Origin of the sequence: Pseudomonas sp. HMWF006 (assembly GCF_003061205.1) — a bacterium.
In the GTDB taxonomy this organism is placed as follows: Bacteria; Pseudomonadota; Gammaproteobacteria; order Pseudomonadales; family Pseudomonadaceae; genus Aquipseudomonas; species Aquipseudomonas monsensis.
In genome coordinates this window covers 11,891-12,465 of record NZ_QAIU01000286.1, presented here as the reverse complement: position 1 = coordinate 12,465, position 575 = coordinate 11,891, and the positions used below count along the sequence as shown (strand labels likewise).

1 protein-coding gene is annotated in these 575 nt (G+C 64.3%); it reads left to right on the top strand.

Annotated elements, in window-relative coordinates:
• On the top strand, positions 1-575 hold a 575-nt coding region (locus DBR24_RS32015), incomplete at both ends, for an enoyl-CoA hydratase/isomerase family protein (protein WP_256591415.1).

Sequence of the window (575 nt, the reverse complement as noted above, 5' to 3'; positions counted from 1 at the left end):
CCCGCCTCGGTATCGCCAGCCTGGATGCTGAAAAATCCCTGAACGCGCTGTCGCTGCCGATGATCAACGCCCTGAGCGACAAATTGAACGCCTGGGCCAAGGATCCGCAAATCGTCTGCGTACTGCTGCGCGGCAATGGCGCAAAGGCGTTCTGCGCCGGCGGCGAGGTGCGCAGTCTGGTCGAAGCCTGTTGCGCCCACCCTGGCGAAGTACCGCCGCTGGCCGCACAGTTTTTCGCGGCGGAATACCGCCTGGATTACAGCCTGCACACCTACCCGAAACCGTTGATCGGCTGGGGCCACGGTTACGTGCTGGGCGGCGGCATGGGCCTGCTGCAAGGCGCGAGCACGCGGATCGTGACGCCTAGCAGCCGTCTGGCGATGCCGGAAATCACCATCGGTCTGTATCCGGATGTCGGCGCCAGTTGGTTTCTCGCGCGCCTGCCGGGCAAGCTCGGTTTGTTCCTCGGCCTGACCGGCGCGCACATGAACGGCCGCGATGCGATTGACCTGGATCTGGCCGACCGCTTCCTGCTCGACGAACAGCAACCGGAGCTGATCGAAGGCTTGCTGCAA